Annotated in this window: 17 protein-coding genes; all 17 read left to right on the forward strand. The window is 40.9% G+C overall.

The features are described from left to right. Window positions 1-9 precede the first annotated feature (9 nt). On the forward strand, window positions 10-1,848 hold the full coding sequence (locus tag HMPREF2832_RS06165) for an MFS transporter (protein WP_070506014.1): 1,839 nt from the start codon (window positions 10-12) through the stop codon (window positions 1,846-1,848). A gap of 122 nt (window positions 1,849-1,970) precedes the next feature. Further along, window positions 1,971-4,181 carry an anaerobic ribonucleoside-triphosphate reductase gene (nrdD, locus tag HMPREF2832_RS06170; RefSeq protein ID WP_031574358.1) on the forward strand — a complete coding sequence of 737 codons (2,211 nt, stop codon included), beginning with the start codon at window positions 1,971-1,973 and terminating at the stop codon, window positions 4,179-4,181. Window positions 4,182-4,192: 11 nt separating this feature from the next. Next, entirely contained in the window at window positions 4,193-4,333 is a 141-nt protein-coding gene (locus HMPREF2832_RS10255) for a hypothetical protein (protein WP_003002079.1), read from the forward strand. A 40-nt stretch (window positions 4,334-4,373) separates the two neighbouring features. After that, window positions 4,374-4,874 (forward strand): GNAT family N-acetyltransferase, encoded by a 501-nt coding sequence (locus HMPREF2832_RS06175; protein ID WP_070506015.1) that lies wholly within the window; start codon window positions 4,374-4,376, stop codon window positions 4,872-4,874. Window positions 4,875-4,878: 4 nt separating this feature from the next. Next, on the forward strand, window positions 4,879-5,484 hold the full coding sequence (nrdG, locus tag HMPREF2832_RS06180) for an anaerobic ribonucleoside-triphosphate reductase activating protein (protein ID WP_003009087.1): 606 nt from the start codon (window positions 4,879-4,881) through the stop codon (window positions 5,482-5,484). A gap of 189 nt (window positions 5,485-5,673) precedes the next feature. Next, window positions 5,674-7,143, forward strand: coding sequence for an LCP family glycopolymer transferase CpsA (locus HMPREF2832_RS06185; protein WP_070506017.1), 1,470 nt, complete (start codon window positions 5,674-5,676; stop codon window positions 7,141-7,143). Beyond that, complete coding sequence (gene cps4B, locus HMPREF2832_RS06190) at window positions 7,140-7,871, forward strand: capsular polysaccharide biosynthesis protein Cps4B (RefSeq protein WP_070506018.1); 732 nt, start codon at window positions 7,140-7,142, stop codon at window positions 7,869-7,871. The genes HMPREF2832_RS06185 and cps4B overlap by 4 nt, the downstream gene beginning before the upstream one ends. Window positions 7,872-7,915: 44 nt before the next feature. Next, on the forward strand, window positions 7,916-8,611 hold the full coding sequence (locus HMPREF2832_RS06195; RefSeq protein ID WP_070506020.1) for a Wzz/FepE/Etk N-terminal domain-containing protein: 696 nt from the start codon (window positions 7,916-7,918) through the stop codon (window positions 8,609-8,611). Window positions 8,612-8,623: 12 nt separating this feature from the next. Continuing rightward, the gene (locus tag HMPREF2832_RS06200) at window positions 8,624-9,316 is read left to right on the forward strand and encodes a tyrosine-protein kinase (RefSeq protein WP_070506022.1); all 693 of its coding nucleotides are present in this window, start codon (window positions 8,624-8,626) and stop codon (window positions 9,314-9,316) included. A gap of 19 nt (window positions 9,317-9,335) precedes the next feature. Beyond that, on the forward strand, window positions 9,336-10,712 hold the full coding sequence (locus HMPREF2832_RS06205; RefSeq protein WP_070506023.1) for a sugar transferase: 1,377 nt from the start codon (window positions 9,336-9,338) through the stop codon (window positions 10,710-10,712). Between the two features lie 38 nt (window positions 10,713-10,750). Beyond that, entirely contained in the window at window positions 10,751-11,923 is a 1,173-nt protein-coding gene (cps2T, locus tag HMPREF2832_RS06210) for a beta 1-4 rhamnosyltransferase Cps2T (RefSeq protein WP_070506025.1), read from the forward strand. A 2-nt stretch (window positions 11,924-11,925) separates the two neighbouring features. Then, window positions 11,926-13,074: a glycosyltransferase family 4 protein gene (locus HMPREF2832_RS06215; protein WP_070506028.1), complete on the forward strand. Its 1,149-nt coding sequence runs from the start codon at window positions 11,926-11,928 to the stop codon at window positions 13,072-13,074. A gap of 1 nt (window position 13,075) precedes the next feature. Next, window positions 13,076-13,717 (forward strand): DUF1919 domain-containing protein, encoded by a 642-nt coding sequence (locus HMPREF2832_RS06220; RefSeq protein ID WP_070506030.1) that lies wholly within the window; start codon window positions 13,076-13,078, stop codon window positions 13,715-13,717. Beyond that, window positions 13,714-14,679, forward strand: coding sequence for a DUF6625 family protein (locus tag HMPREF2832_RS06225; protein ID WP_070506032.1), 966 nt, complete (start codon window positions 13,714-13,716; stop codon window positions 14,677-14,679). The genes HMPREF2832_RS06220 and HMPREF2832_RS06225 overlap by 4 nt, the downstream gene beginning before the upstream one ends. Beyond that, window positions 14,679-15,749, forward strand: a complete 1,071-nt coding sequence (locus HMPREF2832_RS06230) for a glycosyltransferase family 2 protein (RefSeq protein WP_070506034.1) — start codon at window positions 14,679-14,681, stop codon at window positions 15,747-15,749. Before HMPREF2832_RS06225 ends, HMPREF2832_RS06230 begins: the two co-directional genes overlap by 1 nt. A gap of 33 nt (window positions 15,750-15,782) precedes the next feature. After that, a complete protein-coding gene (locus HMPREF2832_RS06235; protein ID WP_070506036.1) occupies window positions 15,783-16,931 on the forward strand; it encodes a polysaccharide polymerase in 1,149 nt (382 codons plus the stop codon). Between the two features lie 2 nt (window positions 16,932-16,933). After that, window positions 16,934-18,349, forward strand: a complete 1,416-nt coding sequence (locus tag HMPREF2832_RS06240) for a flippase (RefSeq protein ID WP_070506057.1) — start codon at window positions 16,934-16,936, stop codon at window positions 18,347-18,349. The last annotated feature ends 4 nt before the right edge of the window (window positions 18,350-18,353 follow it).

Raw genomic sequence — 18,353 nt, forward strand, 5'->3', positions numbered from 1 at the left:
GGAAAAAGAATGAGCGAAAAAGAGCAAGAAATGACTTCGAAAAAATTAGGGATTCACGTGGGAGATAGTTTTCAGGATACACGTGAAATTCGCGAAGTGCTAGATAAATCAGTCTTTCGTGAAGAAGAACCGACTCATAGCCAACAGGCAGAAGTCTTGGAGGAGCCGGTTGCAATGGAGGCATCAGAGGAAATTAGTGATGCCAAGCCAGAAGCAGTAGCAGAACCCACACAAGAATCAGAACAGGAACCGGAGCAACCGCTCAGTCGGATGAGTCGTCGTTCGCGTAAGGCGGGAGTTGAAACGACAAAAGCGGAAGCATCTAAGGTAGAAGAGAATACGGAAGAGCTAGAGGCAGATGTGGCAGTTGAGCCTATCCGTCGTCAATCCAAGCGTCCAGTGCCCCTAGCGATTCCTTTTGTGTTGAGTCTTTTGATTAGTTTATTGCATGTCGGGGTGCCGTTTTTAACCCGTTTTGCAACCAATCAACAATCTCAAAACTTGTATGCTGGCTGGGCAATGACCAAGGGTCAAGTACCGTTTGGTGATTTTTACGGAACCAATGGTCTGCTCTATTATGCAATCAACTGGTTGGGAAGTTTAGCTGGTGGACATTGGATCTTGATGATCCTTCAAGCGATTGCCCTCTTCTTTGCGGGGACTTACCTCTATCGGGTTGTGCGCTTGCTGGTGTCTGATAAAGATACAGCGAAGAATGTCCAGTTACTCTTTTATTTCTTGGTGTTAGGCCTTGGTTTTGGAGGGACTTATGTGACTCTCTTTAGCCTTCCAATCCTATTTGCCAGCATGAATTTCATTTTGGCTTATTTGATTGGGCATCGTAAGGATGAAGGCTTTATCCTTTATGGTGCGATTGCAGCTGTGGCTTTCCTGATTGATCCGATGACCAGTGCCTTGTTTTATTTGTTGGCCTTCCTTGGATTAACAGCCTTTAACATCAAGCAGAAGAGATGGGCGCGTGGCTTTTATCAACTGCTAGCAGCTCTCCTTGGTTTTTCACTCGTCTTTTATCCAATTGGCTATATCACCGTTTTGAATCAGACTTTTGGCTATGCCATTAACCAAGTAACCTATGTCTTTAATGCCTTGAATTTTAGCAATGGACAGACCTTCAGTAATGCCATTTATTATGGACTGTTGGCGCTGGCCTTTGGTCTGGTCTCTGCCTTTTTGATGTCCTTTACGAAGCAAAATAGCAGTGCTCGCCGGATCTTCCGCTTTATGGGATGGGCAGGTAGCCTGGTAGTCCTCATCGTGTCTATTGGTCTTCCGGAGCAAGGCGCTTACCAATTGTTGCCAATGTTGCCATTTGTTCTTCCTTTGTTTGCGATCTGGTTCTCACGAGATGGGGAAGAAAACGATGGGATCGAACGTCGTGGTCGGAAGAAGAAAAACAAGGAAGTTTGGGCCGCTTACTTTACAAGCCAAGTTTTCTTACCGCTAGTAGCCCTTGTCTATCTGTTGGCGAATCCGGTGGTTCAAGATGTTGTGCTTCAGTCTGGTCAATCCAGTGAACGGAGCGCTATTGCCAGCTACATTAAAAATCACACCAAGTCGAAAGATACCATTTATGCTTGGGATGCGACAGCTACTCTCTATCAAGAAAGTGATCGTTTGGCAGCTTCTGCCTTATTGACCCCAATGTCTTATCTGGGAATTAATGAAAATCGGACCAATGTGATCCAACAAATCGATCGGTCTGAACCGAAGTATATTGTGGTCAACAATCAGGTGGAGTTGACCTCCAATATGAAGGACTTGCTCAAAGAAAATTATCGTCTGGTTGAGAAGAAATACCGTCATTTCAAACTCTATCAATGCTCTTAAGAAAATCAATATCTTGTGTTTTAGAAAGTTTTTTAGAATTTTCACCACAAGATATTGATTTTTATTTTTGGAGTGGTATAATACAACTTGTATGTAAATAAATGAAGAGAGGCATGTTTGGTATGATCACCTTGAGAGAAGAAAAACTGAGAATGGCCCCGGATATTTTTGTTGAAAAACGAGATGGCCGTCGTGTTCAATTCGATGTTGAAAAAATTTATAAAGCCTTGTTGAAGGCGACAGAAGAAGTGACTTCTCTCACTCCAGTGATGGAAGCCAAACTAGAAGCCATTGTCGATCGTGTGATCGCAGAGATCTTGGAACGTTTTCCAAATGGCGTGAAGATCTATGAGATCCAAAACGTTGTTGAACATGAATTGCTTCAAGCCAACGAATATGCGATTGCTGAGAGCTACATTACTTATCGGACTCAGCGGGATTTTGAGCGCTCAAAAGCGACGGATATCAACTTTACGATTGGAAAACTCCTCAACAAGGACCAAGCGGTTGTCAATGAAAATGCCAATAAGGACAGCGATGTCTTTAATACGCAACGGGACTTGACGGCAGGGATTGTCGGTAAGTCTATTGGTCTTAAAATGTTGCCCAAACACGTAGCCAATGCCCATCAAAAAGGGGATATTCACTACCATGATTTGGACTATAGCCCTTATACACCGATGACCAACTGCTGTTTGATCGATTTTGAAGGTATGCTCAGAAATGGCTTTAAGATTGGGAATGCAGAAGTAGAAAGTCCTAAATCCATCCAAACTGCAACGGCTCAAATTTCGCAGATTATTGCCAATGTAGCTTCTAGTCAGTACGGGGGGTGCTCAGCTGACCGGATCGATGAAGTCTTGGCCCCTTATGCAGAAAAGAACTACCAAAAACACTTGGCAGATGCAAAAGAGTGGGTGCTTCCTGAAAAGCAAGAGGACTATGCTTGGAGCAAGACTCAAAAAGATATCTATGATGCCATGCAATCGCTGGAATATGAGATCAATACGCTCTTTACCTCGAACGGACAAACTCCCTTTACTTCGCTTGGTTTTGGTCTAGGAACCAATCGCTTTGAGCGGGAAATCCAAAAGGCGATTTTGGAAATCAGAATCAAGGGGCTTGGATCGGAACATCGGACAGCCATTTTTCCAAAATTAATCTTTACCCTCAAGCGGGGACTCAACCTAGAGCCTGGAACCCCTAACTATGATATCAAGCAATTGGCCTTGGAATGTGCTACGAAGCGCATGTATCCAGACGTTTTGTCTTATGACAAGATTGTCGAGTTGACAGGCTCCTTCAAGGTACCGATGGGATGTCGTTCTTTCCTTCAAGGTTGGAAGGACGAGAATGGTGTGGAAGTCAATTCTGGCCGGATGAACCTAGGGGTTGTGACAGTCAATTTACCTCGGATTGCCTTGGAATCAGGCGGAGACAAGGAGAAGTTCTGGCAAATCTTTAATGAACGGATGAACATTGCTGAAGATGCCTTGGTTTACCGCGTGGAACGTACCAAAGAAGCGACACCAGCCAATGCGCCGATTCTCTACCAATATGGGGCTTTCGGGAAACGCTTGGGCAAGTATGACCAGGTAGATCAACTCTTCCGTCATCGCAGAGCGACCGTTTCTCTTGGCTATATCGGACTCTATGAAGTCGCAACCGTCTTTTATGGTCCAAATTGGGAACACAATCCAGAAGCCAAACAATTCACGATCGATATCATCAAGGATATGAAAGCGCGCGTGGAAGAATGGTCTGACCAGTATGATTACCACTTCTCCATCTATTCGACACCGTCAGAAAGCTTGACAGACCGCTTCTGTCGCCTAGATACGGAGAAATTTGGTAAGGTTCCGGATATCACAGACAAGGAATACTACACCAATAGTTTCCACTACGATGTTCGTAAGAACCCAACGCCATTTGAAAAGTTGGATTTTGAAAAAGTTTATCCTGAAGCTGGGGCGTCTGGTGGCTTTATCCACTATTGTGAATACCCTGTGCTCCAACAAAATCCAAAAGCCCTTGAAGCAGTTTGGGATTATGCTTATGACCGGGTTGGTTATCTCGGAACCAATACGCCGATTGACCGTTGTTACAAGTGTGATTTTGAAGGAGATTTCACGCCGACTGAGCGCGGATTTGCTTGTCCAAACTGTGGCAATAGCGATCCTAAGACGGTTGATGTGGTCAAACGGACCTGTGGTTATCTCGGAAACCCGCAAGCTCGTCCGATGGTCAATGGCCGTCATAAGGAAATCGCTGCACGGGTCAAACACATGAATGGATCCACTATCAAATCAGCTGGTCACCAAGTGACAGATTAGAAAAGGATATTATGGGAAAATACCAATTAGATGATAAGGGCAAGGCTCAGGTTCAACGATTCCACGAGAAGCATTCAAAGGGTGGAATCAATAAAAAAGACCGAGTAGCCAGCCTGAGAGAACAATTTTTAAATAAGAATAAGAAAAAGTGAGAGTCCGCTCTCGCTTTTCTCGTATGGGGGGGAGGTAAAGATGGAATTACGCAGACCAAGATTAGCAGATAAAGAAACCATTCTAAACATGATGGCAGAGTTCGAAGAGACCCAGTCGGCCCACGACGGCGGCTTTTGGAATGCTGAGAACTTTGATTATGAGGAGTGGCTAGAAACTAACCTTAATAAAGAAATGGGAATAAACTTGCCTGAAAATCGCGTTCCATCAATTCAGTTCGTATTGTTTGATGAATCAGGTCATGCTTTAGGTTTTTTGAATCTACGGCTGAGACTAAACGAGGGATTGCTGAATTATGCTGGTCATATCGGCTACTCCATCCGTCCCTCTGAAAGAGGCAAGGGGTATGCCAAGGAAGCTCTCCGTCAAGGTCTGCAAGTTGCTAAAGAAAAGAACATCCATCGTGCTCTGGTGACTTGTAGCACGGAAAATCCGGCCAGCCGAGCGGTTATCTTAGCTAATGGCGGTCAATTTGAAGATGTTCGAAATGGAACGGAGCGTTATTGGATAGAAGTGGAGTAGAAGGATGACATGGAATACACCTAAACCAGGTGAATGGAAGAGTGAAGAACTGAGTCAAGGACGCATCATCGATTACAAGGCTTTTAACTTTGTCGATGGCGAAGGGGTGCGCAACTCCCTTTATGTGGCGGGTTGCATGTTTCACTGTGAGGGCTGTTACAATGTAGCGACCTGGTCTTTCAATGCAGGTATTCCCTACACCAAAGAGTTAGAAGAACAGATCATGGCAGATCTGGCCCAACCTTATGTCCAGGGCTTGACCCTGCTTGGGGGGGAACCTTTTCTTAACACTGGCATCCTTCTGCCCTTGGTCAAGCGCGTGAGAAAAGAGTTGCCCGACAAAGATATTTGGTCTTGGACCGGCTACACCTGGGAAGAAATGATGCTGGAGACACCAGACAAACTAGAGCTTCTCTCGCTGATTGATATTCTGGTCGATGGCCGCTATGATAAGAGCAAACGCAACCTCATGTTGCAGTTCCGTGGCTCTTCTAACCAGCGGATCATTGATGTTCAAAAATCCCTCAAAGAAGGAAAAGTCGTCATCTGGGACAAGCTCAATGACGGTAAAGAAAGTTTTGAGCAGGTCAAACGAGATGATCTTTTGTAGGATCTTCAAAAAAACCGGGTTTTCCACCCGGTTTTTTTAGGTTCTCTGCATAAGTATACAAGGGATTTCGCCTGTTTCAGAAAACGCTTACTTTTTAAATGTACATAATGGACAAAAAAGTGATAATTAATGCATTTTTTGCTAAAAATATGTTACAATAAATATGATTAGGACTAATTGGAGGTATTTATGTCACAAAGGAGACGGAGTCGTCGTTCAGAACATAAGTGGGGGCAATTGCGAATCATTAATTCCGTATTGCTTATTTTTTTGCTTATGACTGCAAGTTGGGCGACCTATACCATGTTGGCCAATAACATCTTGGCTTTTCGTTATGTCAATGTTCTCGTGATTGCACTACTAGCTCTTCTCTTGCTCTTATCAGCTTGGTTTGTGATCAAAAATCAGGCCAAAAAGACAACTTTGGTCCTGCTTCTTGTCGGCTTATTGGCTAGTTCAGGAGTTTTATTTGCTAGTCAACAGCTGCTGAATCTGACCAGTAATGTCAATGGCCACTCTAACTATACAGAGTTTGAGATGGCTGTCTATGTCAAGAAAGACAGTGACATCAAAGATATCAAAGAAATCAAGGAAGTGGTAGCACCAAAGGGCAACAATAACGAAGCTAATCTTACTGCCCTCTTGGACAACATCAAAAAGACCAAGGGTCAGGAAATTTCTGTAGTGGATGCACCGACTTATCTAGATGCCTATAAGAGCCTGCAAGAAGGGAATGCTTCTGCTATGGTGCTCAACAGTACCTTTGAGGATACCATTGCCGCAGAAGATGCGGACTATGCGAAGAAGTTGAAGAAAATCTATTCCTACAAGGTCCGAAAAGAAGTGGCAGCGACGAGCAAGGTGTCTGCCAATGCGGATGTCTTTAACATCTATGTCAGCGGGATCGATACCTATGGTCCGGTAACCTCGGTTTCTCGTTCAGATGTCAATATCATCATGACGGTTAATCGGAAGACCAAGCAAGTCCTATTGACAACGACTCCACGGGATGCCTATGTACCGATTGCAGATGGTGGTAACAACCAGAACGATAAGTTGACCCACGCGGGGATCTACGGAGTGGATGCTTCGATCCATACCCTTGAGAATCTCTATGATATCAAGCTTAACTATTATGTTCGTCTCAATTTCACCTCCTTCCTCAAGTTGATTGACCTTCTAGGGGGGATCGATGTGGAAAATGACCAAGAATTCACGAGCCTGCATGGCAAGTTCCATTTCCCGGTTGGAAAGGTTCATTTGAATTCAGAGCAAGCCCTCGGTTTTGTTCGCGAACGCTACTCACTCCAAGGTGGCGACAATGACCGTGGGAAAAACCAAGAAAAAGTCATTGCGGCCATTATCAAAAAGTTGACCTCAACTAAGGTCTTAAGCAACTACAACGAGATTATCGGAAACCTCCAAGATTCTGTCCAAACCAATATGCAGTTGCCGACTATGATGAACTTGATCAATACCCAGTTAGAAACGGGTGGTTCTTATGAGGTGACATCTCAAGCGATTACTGGTCAAGGACGAAATGACTTGCCGTCTTATGCTATGCCTGGATCCAACCTCTATGTCATGGAGTTGGATCAAGCCAGCTTGACCAAGGCTAAGGAAACCATTCAAAAAGTAATGGAAGGAAAAGAAAAATGATTGATATCCACTCGCACATCGTCTTTGATGTGGATGATGGACCAAAGACAAGAGAAGATACGCGTGCCTTATTGGAAGAAAGCTATCGCCAAGGGGTGCGGACCATTATCTCCACTTCTCATCGTCGCAAGGGGATGTTTGAAACTCCCGAAGAAAAGATTTCTGAAAATTTTCAAGAAGTGAAAAAAATTGCGGCAGAGGTCGCATCAGATTTAACGATTCATTACGGGGCAGAGATCTACTTTACGAATGATGTCTTGAAAAAACTGGAAGAAAAGATCATTCCACGTTTGGCAGATACGCGCTTTGCGCTGATTGAATTCAGCATGGGAACGCCTTACAAGGAGATCCATACGGCTTTGGACCGTTTGCTCCATCTAGGTGTGACACCGGTGGTGGCCCATATCGAGCGCTACAAGTGCTTGGAGAAAAATGAGGAGCGCGTGCAAGAGATGATTGACATGGGCTGCTACATGCAGATCAATAGTTCCAGCGTTCTCAAGCCTCGCCTCTTTGGGGATGAGCAAAAACAACTCAAAAAACGAGCTCGGTACTTCTTAGAAAAAGACTTGGTGCACTTTGTGGCCAGTGATATGCACAATGTGGATAAACGACCGCCTTATATGGCGGAAGCCTATCGTTTGATCAAGGAAGAATACGGAGAACAACGAGCACAAAGGCTCTTTGTCGACAATCAACAGCTCTTGTTAGCGGATGAATTAATCTAACCATGAAACAGGTGGAGAGATCCACATGAAGGAGTAATTAGGAAATGAACAATCAAGAAAATCAAGCAGTGGAAATTGATGTTTTTGCTATGCTGAAGACCCTATGGAAACGCAAGTTTTCGATCGTTTTGGTCGCTCTTGTCTTTGCCATTGCAGCATTTGGCTACAGTGCCTTTTTAGCCAAGAAAGAATACCAAAGTACTAGCCGGATCTATGTGGTCAGCCGTCAAAACCAAGACAACAATGCCTTGACAAACTCTGATTTGCAGGCTGGTTCTTACTTGGTTAAGGACTACCGTGAGATCATTCTTTCTCAAAATGTCTTGAGCCAAGCTATCGAAGAATTGAAACTCGATATGACACCTGCTGAGTTGTCGAAAAAGATCAGTGTGTCTGTTCCGACAGATACTCGTATCCTTTCGATCACGGCTAAGGACGGAGATCCAAAAGAAGCAGCTCGTATTGCCAATGGCCTTCGGAATGTAGCAGCTGAAAAGATCATTGCTGTGACCAAGGTGTCAGATGTTACGACCTTGGATGAAGCAGAAGTGCCTCAAACACCTTCTTCACCAAATATCCGACGCAATGTCCTTCTTGGTTTTATTGCTGGAGCGGGCTTGATGGTGGTTCTCATGGTCGTAGTAGAAGTCTTGGACGATCGTGTTAAGAGACCAGAAGACGTTGAAGAGCTGATGGGCTTCACCTTACTTGGTGTTGTGCCAGATATTAAGAAACTGTAGACTGGGGATCGCATGAATACGTTAGAAATTTCAAAAAACAAATTGCAAGAAGTTCGGAAGGCAGAAGAGTACTTCAATGCCCTTGCGACCAATATCCAATTGAGTGGGGTGGACTTGAAAGTCATCGCTATCTCATCTGTTCAAGAAAATGAAGGGAAATCAACCACTTCAACCAACTTGGCCGTTGCCTTTGCTCGTGCGGGTTACAAGACCCTCTTGGTCGACTGTGATATCCGGAACTCTGTCATGACAGGGATTTTCCGTAGTCGTACTAAGATTCAAGGCTTGACCGACTTCTTATCTGGCCGTAGCCAATTGGACCAAATCTTGTATGCGACAGATTTTCCAAATTTGGATATCATCGAATCTGGACAGGTCGCACCAAACCCAACAGGTCTCTTGCAAAGCAAGAACTTCACTGTGATGATGGATGCCCTGCGTGAGCATTTTGACTACATCATTGTCGATACGCCTCCAATTGGGGTTGTGATCGATGCGGCCATTATCGCCCAACGCTGTGATGGAACTGTCTTGATCACGGAATCTGGCGCCAATGGACGCAAGGCTGTCCAAAAAGCTAAGGACCAATTAGAACAAACAGGCACACCTTTCTTGGGAGTTGTGCTCAATAAATTTAACATTAAAGCTGCTGAATATGGTTCGTATGGAGGATACGGATCTTACGGAGAGTACGGGAAAAAGTAAAGAATAGGATTGAGGGGAAATGGGAGAAGAAAGAATTGAACTGGAAAAACTAAATATTGTTCTCTTTCAAAGTTTAGCTGTCCTATTTTCAGCTTACATTGTGAGTCTTTTTAAGGATGCAGAATACACGTCACAGACGATCGCCATTCTCTATCTCTTACATTTTGTAGCTTTCTACATTAGCAATATTGCCTATCGTTTTTATAGCAGGGGTTACCTGGATGAGCTCTTTCAGGTCTTGAAATACAATGTGTTTTTCGCTGTTGGGATCACCTTTACCTCTTTTATGCTCGATGGGGTCTTTTCCATCTCTCGTCGGGGGATGATCTACTTCTTTCTTTTGAATACATTTTCTGTCTATGTCATGGATCTCTTGCTCAAGAGATACCGGAGGTCTGTTTCCCCACGGCGGAAAAGCTCGAGAAAGATTTTCCTGATCACAGCGACCAGTCGGATGGAAAAAGTGTTTGATATTCTGCATTCGCCCAGCCTTTATCATGGAGAACTAATCGGTGTCACTGTCATGGACGATACTGATTTTGCTCATTCAGGTGTACGGGTGGTGCAGCCAGATCAAATGATGAATTTTGTGACCAAGGAAGTGGTGGATGAAGTGTTTATCAATCTGCCAAGTGAGGACTACAATATTAGTGACTTGGTCTCGGAGTTTGAGAGTATGGGGATCGATGTAACTGTCAATCTCAATGCCTTTAACTTCGCGTCCTTAGGTAATAAACGGGTTCGAGAAGTCGGAGGACTAAGTGTTGTTACTTTCTCAACCAATTTCTACAAGTCGAGTCACGTGTTTGCTAAACGTCTCTTGGACATTGCAGGAGCCCTCTTTGGTCTCTTGATTTGTGGCCTAGTGAGTATCGTCTTAGTCCCTCTGATTCGCAAGGATGGCGGACCTGCCTTCTTTGTACAGAAGCGGGTCGGAAAGAACGGACGGTATTTCAACTTCTATAAATTCCGCTCCATGCGTGTGGATGCCGAAGAGATTAAGAAAGATCTCATGGCACAAAATACCATGACAGGTGGGATGTTTAAGATGGAAAATGATCCGCGGGTAACGCCAATCGGACGCTTTATCCGTAAGACCAGTCTCGATGAATTGCCACAATTTTACAATGTTCTGATCGGTGATATGAGTCTGGTTGGGACTCGTCCCCCAACGGTTGACGAATACCAAGAATATACGCCAGCCCAAAAACGCCGACTCAGCTTCAAACCAGGTATTACGGGACTTTGGCAAGTGAGCGGACGCAGTGAGATTACAGACTTTGACGAAGTGGTCAAACTGGACGTTGCGTACATGGATGATTGGACGATTTGGAGAGACATTCAGATCTTGCTCAAGACCGTGAAGGTTGTACTTAGAAAAGAAGGAGCGAAGTAGGAGACTGCCTACTTCGTCCTTTCCATGTTAGGAGAAAAATGACACAATCAATTTATATAGTTGGTTCCAAAGGTATTCCAGCAAAATATGGTGGTTTTGAAACCTTTGTTGAGAAATTGACAGAATTCCAAAAAGACAAAGAAATTCAGTATTATGTGGCTTGTATGCGGGAAAACTCTGCAAAATCAGACATTACAGCAGATACTTTCGAGCATAATGGAGCAATCTGTTACAATATTGACGTCCCTAATATCGGTCCTGCGCGTGCTATTGCTTATGATATTGCGGCCCTCAATAAGGCTATTGAAATGGCTAAAGAAAATAAGGATCAAGCTCCGATCTTCTATATCTTGGCTTGCCGGATTGGTCCTTTTATCTCAAAAATTAAAAAGAAAATCAAGGCGATCGGTGGGACCCTCATGGTCAATCCAGATGGTCATGAATGGCTTCGCGCGAAATGGAGTCTCCCAGTCCGCAAGTATTGGAAGTTTTCTGAGCAACTCATGGTCAAACATGCTGATCTTTTGATTTGTGATAGTAAGAACATCGAAGCTTATATTCAGAAGGATTATGCTAAGTATCAGCCACAGACGACCTATATTGCTTATGGAACCGATACAAGCAAGTCTATCCTGAGTAAAGAAGACGAGAAAGTACGGACTTGGTTTGCAGATAAGCAAGTTACTGAAGGAGATTACTACCTTGTCGTGGGACGTTTTGTACCGGAAAACAACTATGAGGCCATGATTCGTGGCTTTATGCAGTCAAACTCCCAAAAAGATTTTGTTCTAATTACCAATGTAGAACAAAACAAGTTCTATGAACAGTTGCGTAAAGATACTGGATTTGATCAAGATCCTCGAGTGAAGTTTGTCGGGACGGTCTATGATCAAGAATTGCTCAAATACATCCGTGAGAATGCCTTTGCTTACTTCCATGGTCATGAAGTAGGTGGTACCAATCCATCCCTTCTTGAGGCTCTTGAGTCTACTAAGCTCAATCTCTTGTTGGATGTTGGCTTTAACCGTGAAGTCGGTGAAGATGGGGCGCTCTATTGGAAGAAAGATCAATTGGCACATGTCATCGATCAGGCTGAACAAATGGATACTCAAGCAATCGAAGATCTCAATCAAAAATCAAGTCAACGGATTGCTGAAGCCTTTACTTGGGAAAAAATTGTTACAGACTACGAGAAAGTATTTAAAGGATAGAAATGCAGAAAATTTTATATCTTCACGCTGGTGCCGAAATGTATGGTGCTGACAAGGTTTTGTTGGAGCTTATTAAGGGTTTGGATAAAGATGCTTTTGAAGCACACGTTATTTTACCCAATGACGGTGTCTTAGTGGGTGCTCTAGAAGATGTCGGTGCTAAGGTTAAAGTCATTGATTACCCAATCTTGCGCCGGAAATATTTTAATCCAAAAGGGATTCTTGAGTACTTTGGCTCTTATAACCGTTACTCCAAACAGATTGCTCAATATGCTAAAGAAAATGGGATTACCCTTGTTCACAACAATACAACTGCGGTACTTGAGGGGATTTATCTTAAACGTAAGTTGAAATTACCTTTGATTTGGCATGTGCATGAGATTATCGTCAAGCCAAAAGCCATTTCAGATTTTATCAACTTTTTGATGGGGCGCTATGCGGATACGATTGTGACAGTTTCAAATGCTGTTGCTAATCACGTCAAGCAGTCTCGTTTTGTAAAAGATGACCAAGTTCAAGTCATCTATAATGGTGTTGACAATGCGGTCTATCAGGTGATGGATGCTAGCGCAGTTCGTGACCAGTTTGGTATCGCCCAGGATGCTTTGATTATCGGAATGGTTGGTCGAGTGAATGCTTGGAAAGGGCAAGGCGATTTCTTAGAAGCTGTCACTCCAATCTTACAGGCTAATTCAAAAGCAGTAGCCTTTCTGGCAGGGAGTGCATTTGAAGGTGAAGAGTGGCGCGTGGGTGACTTGGAAAAAGCTATTTCAGAATCACCAGTAGCTGAACAAATCAAGCGTATCGATTATTATAGTAAGACAACAGAGCTCTATAATATGTTTGATATCTTTGTCTTGCCAAGTACCAATCCAGATCCACTACCAACAGTCGTACTAGAAGCTATGGCTTGTGGTAAACCTGTAGTCGGCTACCGTCATGGTGGTGTCTGTGAAATGGTCAAGGAAGGTGATAACGGCCTTCTTGCCACGCCAAATGAGCCAACAGGATTGTCTAAGGCTATCCAAGAATTAGCAGAGAATACTGAGAAGAGAGAACAATTTGGTAAGGCCTCTGTCCAACGTCAAAAAGAACTCTTCTCATTACAAAGTTATATTCGGAATTTTTCGGAGTTGTATAAGAAATATTAAAATGAATACTGAAAAAATTAAGAATAAATTAAAACCAATCATTTATCCAATTATTAACTTTATTCCTAGACGAAGACTCAAGAATAAAAATTTTACGATCATTTGTGATAATTGTTGGGCTGGAAAAGTATATCAGGAGTTGGGCTTGCCTTATCAAACACCATTTGTAGGGATGTTTGTCTTTTCGCCTGATTATATCAAGATGCTCAAGAATTTAAAACACTATTTGAGTGGAAACATCCCCTTGAAATTTGTTCAGGAATCGAAATATATCAAAGACTTTGATAACGCCTACCCTCTTGCAATTCTTGATGATATTGAACTTCATTTTTTGCATTATGCAGATGAAGAAGAAGCAACTCAAAAATGGAACCGCCGTTTGAAGAGAATGCATTGGGATAATTTGTATTTCAAGTTCAATGACAATGATGCTTGTACTTATGAGCTGATGAAAGAGTTTGAAGAGCTTCCATATAAGAGTAAGGTGATTTTCTCTTCAAAGAATTATAGTGACTTGCCTTCATTAGTTCATTTTAAATCAGCTGAAAAGCAAGGACACGTTGGCATTGATCTGAAAACGTACCACCGCTATTTTGATGCTGTCACTTGGCTGAATAAGGGTGGAGAGGATCTAACTAAATGAAAAGAATAAGACTTATTATTCCATATTTCGGAAGACTTCCAAAATTTTTCCCATATTTTTTGTTGACCGCTAAACGTAATCAAAAAATTGATTTCTTAATTTATACGGATCAAAAGATTGACCAATTTGAAATTTTAAATGCAAAAAATATAGAATTTGTAACTCTTTCTTTTGATGAGTTAAGAGAGAGAGTTCAGTCTAAGTTTGATTTTAAAATCTCTCTTAAAACACCTTATAAATTATGTGACTATAAAGTTGCTTATGGGCTTATCTTTGAAGAAGAGTTAAAGGGTTATGATTACTGGGGTTTTTGTGACACAGATGTCTTACTAGGTGATATTTATCAATTTTTTGAAGAGCATAGCTTTTTTGAGAATGACTATGCTAGATATGGTCTTTTAGGTCATCTGCAAATTTTTAAGAATTCAAGTGAAGTTAATCGTGTTTTTATGTCTGGTCAAGGTTTAAACTATCGATTAGATTATCACAATGTCTATACGAGTGAACAAAGTTTTATTTTTGATGAGGCAAACGGTATCCAAAAGATTTTTGAAAAAAGTAATTTCAAACAACTGCAAGATAAGTTTTTTGATGATATCGATATTAGTCATTTCTCATTTCGAGAATATGGTGAAAATGAACCTAAACGCTATTATTTTTGGTCAGAGGAAAATGGTTTGGAATCAATAAATTTAATCGATGGTAATATAGAGATTAATCGTCCTCTATATGCACATTTTCAAAAGAGAGTGATTAAGTGTCCTGAGTTTAGACTAGTAGATTCATTTTATGTTATACCAAATCAATTAGTTATTGGAGAGAAGATTTCTAAGGAAGAGTTTTTAGAAGTAACAAGAAATAAATTCTATTGGGCATATGTTAAATCAACAATTTTAAAGAAGTTTAAAAAAGAGAAATGGACACTAGAGTTTATTCGTCATAAATTAAGGATGAAGGGTTAATGGATAATATAGATTTGAGCATTATTGTTCCAGTATTTAATGTTGAAGGTTATTTAAAAAGAGCCCTAGATTCCATACTTAAGCAATCGTCATCAATCAATTATGAAATTGTGTTAATTGATGACGGTTCAAGTGATAATAGTGGTGCGATTTGCGATGAGTACCAAAATAATTTTTCTAATGTTTGTGTTAGGCATATTGAAAATAACGGAGTATCAGAAGCCAGGAACCTAGGTATTTCTTTATCAAGGGGTAATTATTTATTTTTTATGGATCCAGACGACTTTGTATCTGAGGATTTCTTTGAAAAAATTTTTCCTAACCTCAATGATAAATGGGATGTTCTTTGTTTTGGCTACAATGAAATTAAAGAAAATAAGGACACTATTTTGTCTTGTCGCCCTCATTTGTATACGCATTGTGGTCTTCTTGGAAAGAATGAATTTAGAAATGAATTTATAGAGTTATTCAAAACTGATATGATGTATAATGTTTGGTCAAGAATCTATAACAAGTCATTTATTTTAAAACACGATATTAAGTTTCCTAGTAAACCAATAGGAGAGGATACTTCATTCAATTTTCAAGTTTATCGATATTTAAATACCATTCAATTTATTGATTCGATTCTTTATAATTATATTGCTGGTAGAAGCGGTTCAGCATTGACCAGTTTTCATCCTAGAAGAATCGAAATACAATTAGATGAACTTCAAGCATTGCAAAAATTACTTGAGAAGTTCCAAATAGAAGATGCCACATTAATTCAAGAAATTAAGACAAAAATCATTGTAAGTGCAGCCTTTCAAATTTCTAATTTAAATGCGAGAAGGAGAGAAAAGATAGAATTACTGCAATCTATAATTACTAATAAAGCTTTTGATAATATTTTTTCAGGAAATAGGAATCAAATGATAGGGTCTTATAAGACCTTATTAAGACAGCGAGATATTTCTTCTTTTCTTAGAAGATTGAGTATTGATCTTCTCGCCAAAAAAAAATTTCGGACAGTCATCTTTATTGAAAAAATGAAAATGAATCCAATTTTACGTAAAATTGCTTTTAAATAGGTGTAGCTATTTTATTAAGAGTAAAAAGGTATTATGTTAAAAATTAAGTTTGAGAACCTTTTGGTTATTCTAGTATTGACTCTCATTGTTGGGTACGATACTCTTATGACAACAATGTTAAACAGAATAATCCCAAACCTTCCGGTTATTTTATTAATCAGTTTTTCATTATTATTATGTTTTAGATTTTTGTATATAAAAAAATTCACGTTCTTTTATATCTTAACCGCTATTTTATTACTACTAACAAGTTCTATCGTATTCATGCATACGGGTGGGACTAATTTCCTACTTTATTCATTGTTGATTTTGTTATTATATGATGCAGATATTGATGTTATCTTAAAAACATACGTTATTGTGTCAGGAACGATAGTGTTCGGAGTTTTCTTACTTTCAATTCTGGGAGTTATTCCTAATTTACAATTTGCTCAGGTCCGTTCGTCTGGCTTTGTGATTAGAAATTCCTTTGGTTTCATTTATCCAACTGACTTTGCGTCTCACTGTTTTTATTTATTTATTGCTTGGGGATATGTACTACGGAAACGGTTCATTATACTACGAACCTTGGTAGGCATTAGTTTAGCATTTTTTATCATCAAATTTTGTGATGCTAGGTTAAATGCCCTTTCTGTACTTGTAGCAACTGTCATTTTTATTGTCATGTATGTTACTAAAGAAAGAAAATTTAAAATTTATGGGATCCTACCTTATTTTGCAGCTATATTTTCTTTCTTAATGTTTTACTTATCGTATTTCTTTACCTGGTCTTCTTCATTATTTGTGAATTTGAACAACTTATTCAGTATGAGGTTATTTTTAGGGAAGAATGCAATAGAGACCTATGGCTTACATTTGTTTGGAGCAACCGGGGTTAAGTTTATAGGATATGGTGGCACAACAGAATCTGTATACAGTTATAACTATGTAGATTCCTCTTATATTCAAATGTTATTTTACTACGGAGTTGTTCCTGTTGTTTTACTGGTATTGATTTATGTACTTGCATCAAAGAGAATTTATAAACAGGGTATGTTTCTATTCTTAGCTTTATTATCGCTTATTACAATTAATTGTATGATAGAAGCTTTTTGGATAAGACCAGGATATAATATTTTTATTTTTACACTTTTTGCTAGTCTTGTGCCAGCTCAATACAAAATAAAAGATAGAATTGAATGATCATGAAAGTTCTTAAAAATTACGCCTATAATCTTTCCTACCAGCTACTGGTGATTATCCTACCGATTATCACTACCCCATATGTCACTCGGGTATTTAGTTCTGAAGATTTAGGAACTTACGGCTATTTCAACTCCATTGTCACCTACTTTATTCTTTTAGCGACTTTAGGGGTGGCTAACTATGGGACCAAAGAGATTTCAGGACACCGCAAAGATATCCAAAAGAATTTCTGGGGGATCTATACCCTCCAGTTGGGAGCGACAGCTGTTTCTCTCCTCCTTTATGCTTTGTTTTGCTTGATGCTTCCATCCATGCAAAATCCTGTGGCCTATATTTTGGGGCTCAGTTTAGTTGCGAAGGGACTCGATATCTCCTGGCTCTTTCAGGGATTGGAAGACTTTCGCAAGATTACCGTTCGAAATATCACGGTCAAACTGGTTGGAGTCATCTCCATCTTCTTGTTTGTCAAATCTGCCAATGATCTGTATCTCTACGTATTCTTGCTCACCATCTTTGAGCTCTTAGGTCAGCTCAGCATGTGGCTACCCGCTCGGGAGTTCATTGGGAAAGCCCATTTTGATATGGCTTATGCACGGGTACATTTAAAGCCGGTCATTCTGCTCTTTCTACCGCAGATCGCCATTTCCCTCTATGTCACCTTGGATCGGACCATGCTTGGGGCTCTCGCCTCTACAAAGGATGTGGGGATTTACGACCAAGCCTTAAAACTCGTCAATATTTTGTTGACCTTGGTGACCTCACTGGGCAGCGTCATGTTGCCTCGGGTATCGAGCCTCTTATCCTCAGGGGACCAAAAGGCTGTTAACAAGATGCACCAAATGTCCTTTTTGATTTATAATTTGGTCATTTTCCCGATTATTGCCGGTATGCTAATCGTCAATGATGATTTTGTTCAATTCTTCCTAGGGAAGGACTTCCAGGATGCGCGTTATGCCATTGCCATCATGATTTTTAGAATGTTCTTTATCGGATGGACCAATATCATGGGGATTCAAATTCTAATCCCTCACAATAAAAATAAAGAATTTATGATTTCGACTACTGTACCTGCCATTGTCAGTGTCGGATTGAATCTCATCTTCCTACCAAAACTGGGCTTTATTGGAGCTGCGATTGTGTCAGTGTTGACAGAAGCTTTGGTATGGGGGATTCAACTCTACTTCACACGAACTTATCTTAAAGAAGTGCCGATTATGGGCTCAATGATGAAGATTGTGTTCGCTTCAGGCCTCATGTATGGTCTTTTGCTACTAGTCAAGTTCATCGTCCACCTTTCGCCGACGCTGAATGTCGTTCTATATGCTGGCCTAGGTGGGGTCATCTATGGAACCTTGATTTTACTCTTCAAGGTAGTGAATGTGAAAGAGTTGAAACAGCAATTAATAAAAAAATAGGGAG

The sequence above is a fragment of the Streptococcus sp. HMSC073D05 genome (assembly GCF_001812015.1).
In the GTDB taxonomy this organism is placed as follows: Bacteria; Bacillota; Bacilli; order Lactobacillales; family Streptococcaceae; genus Streptococcus; species Streptococcus parasanguinis_D.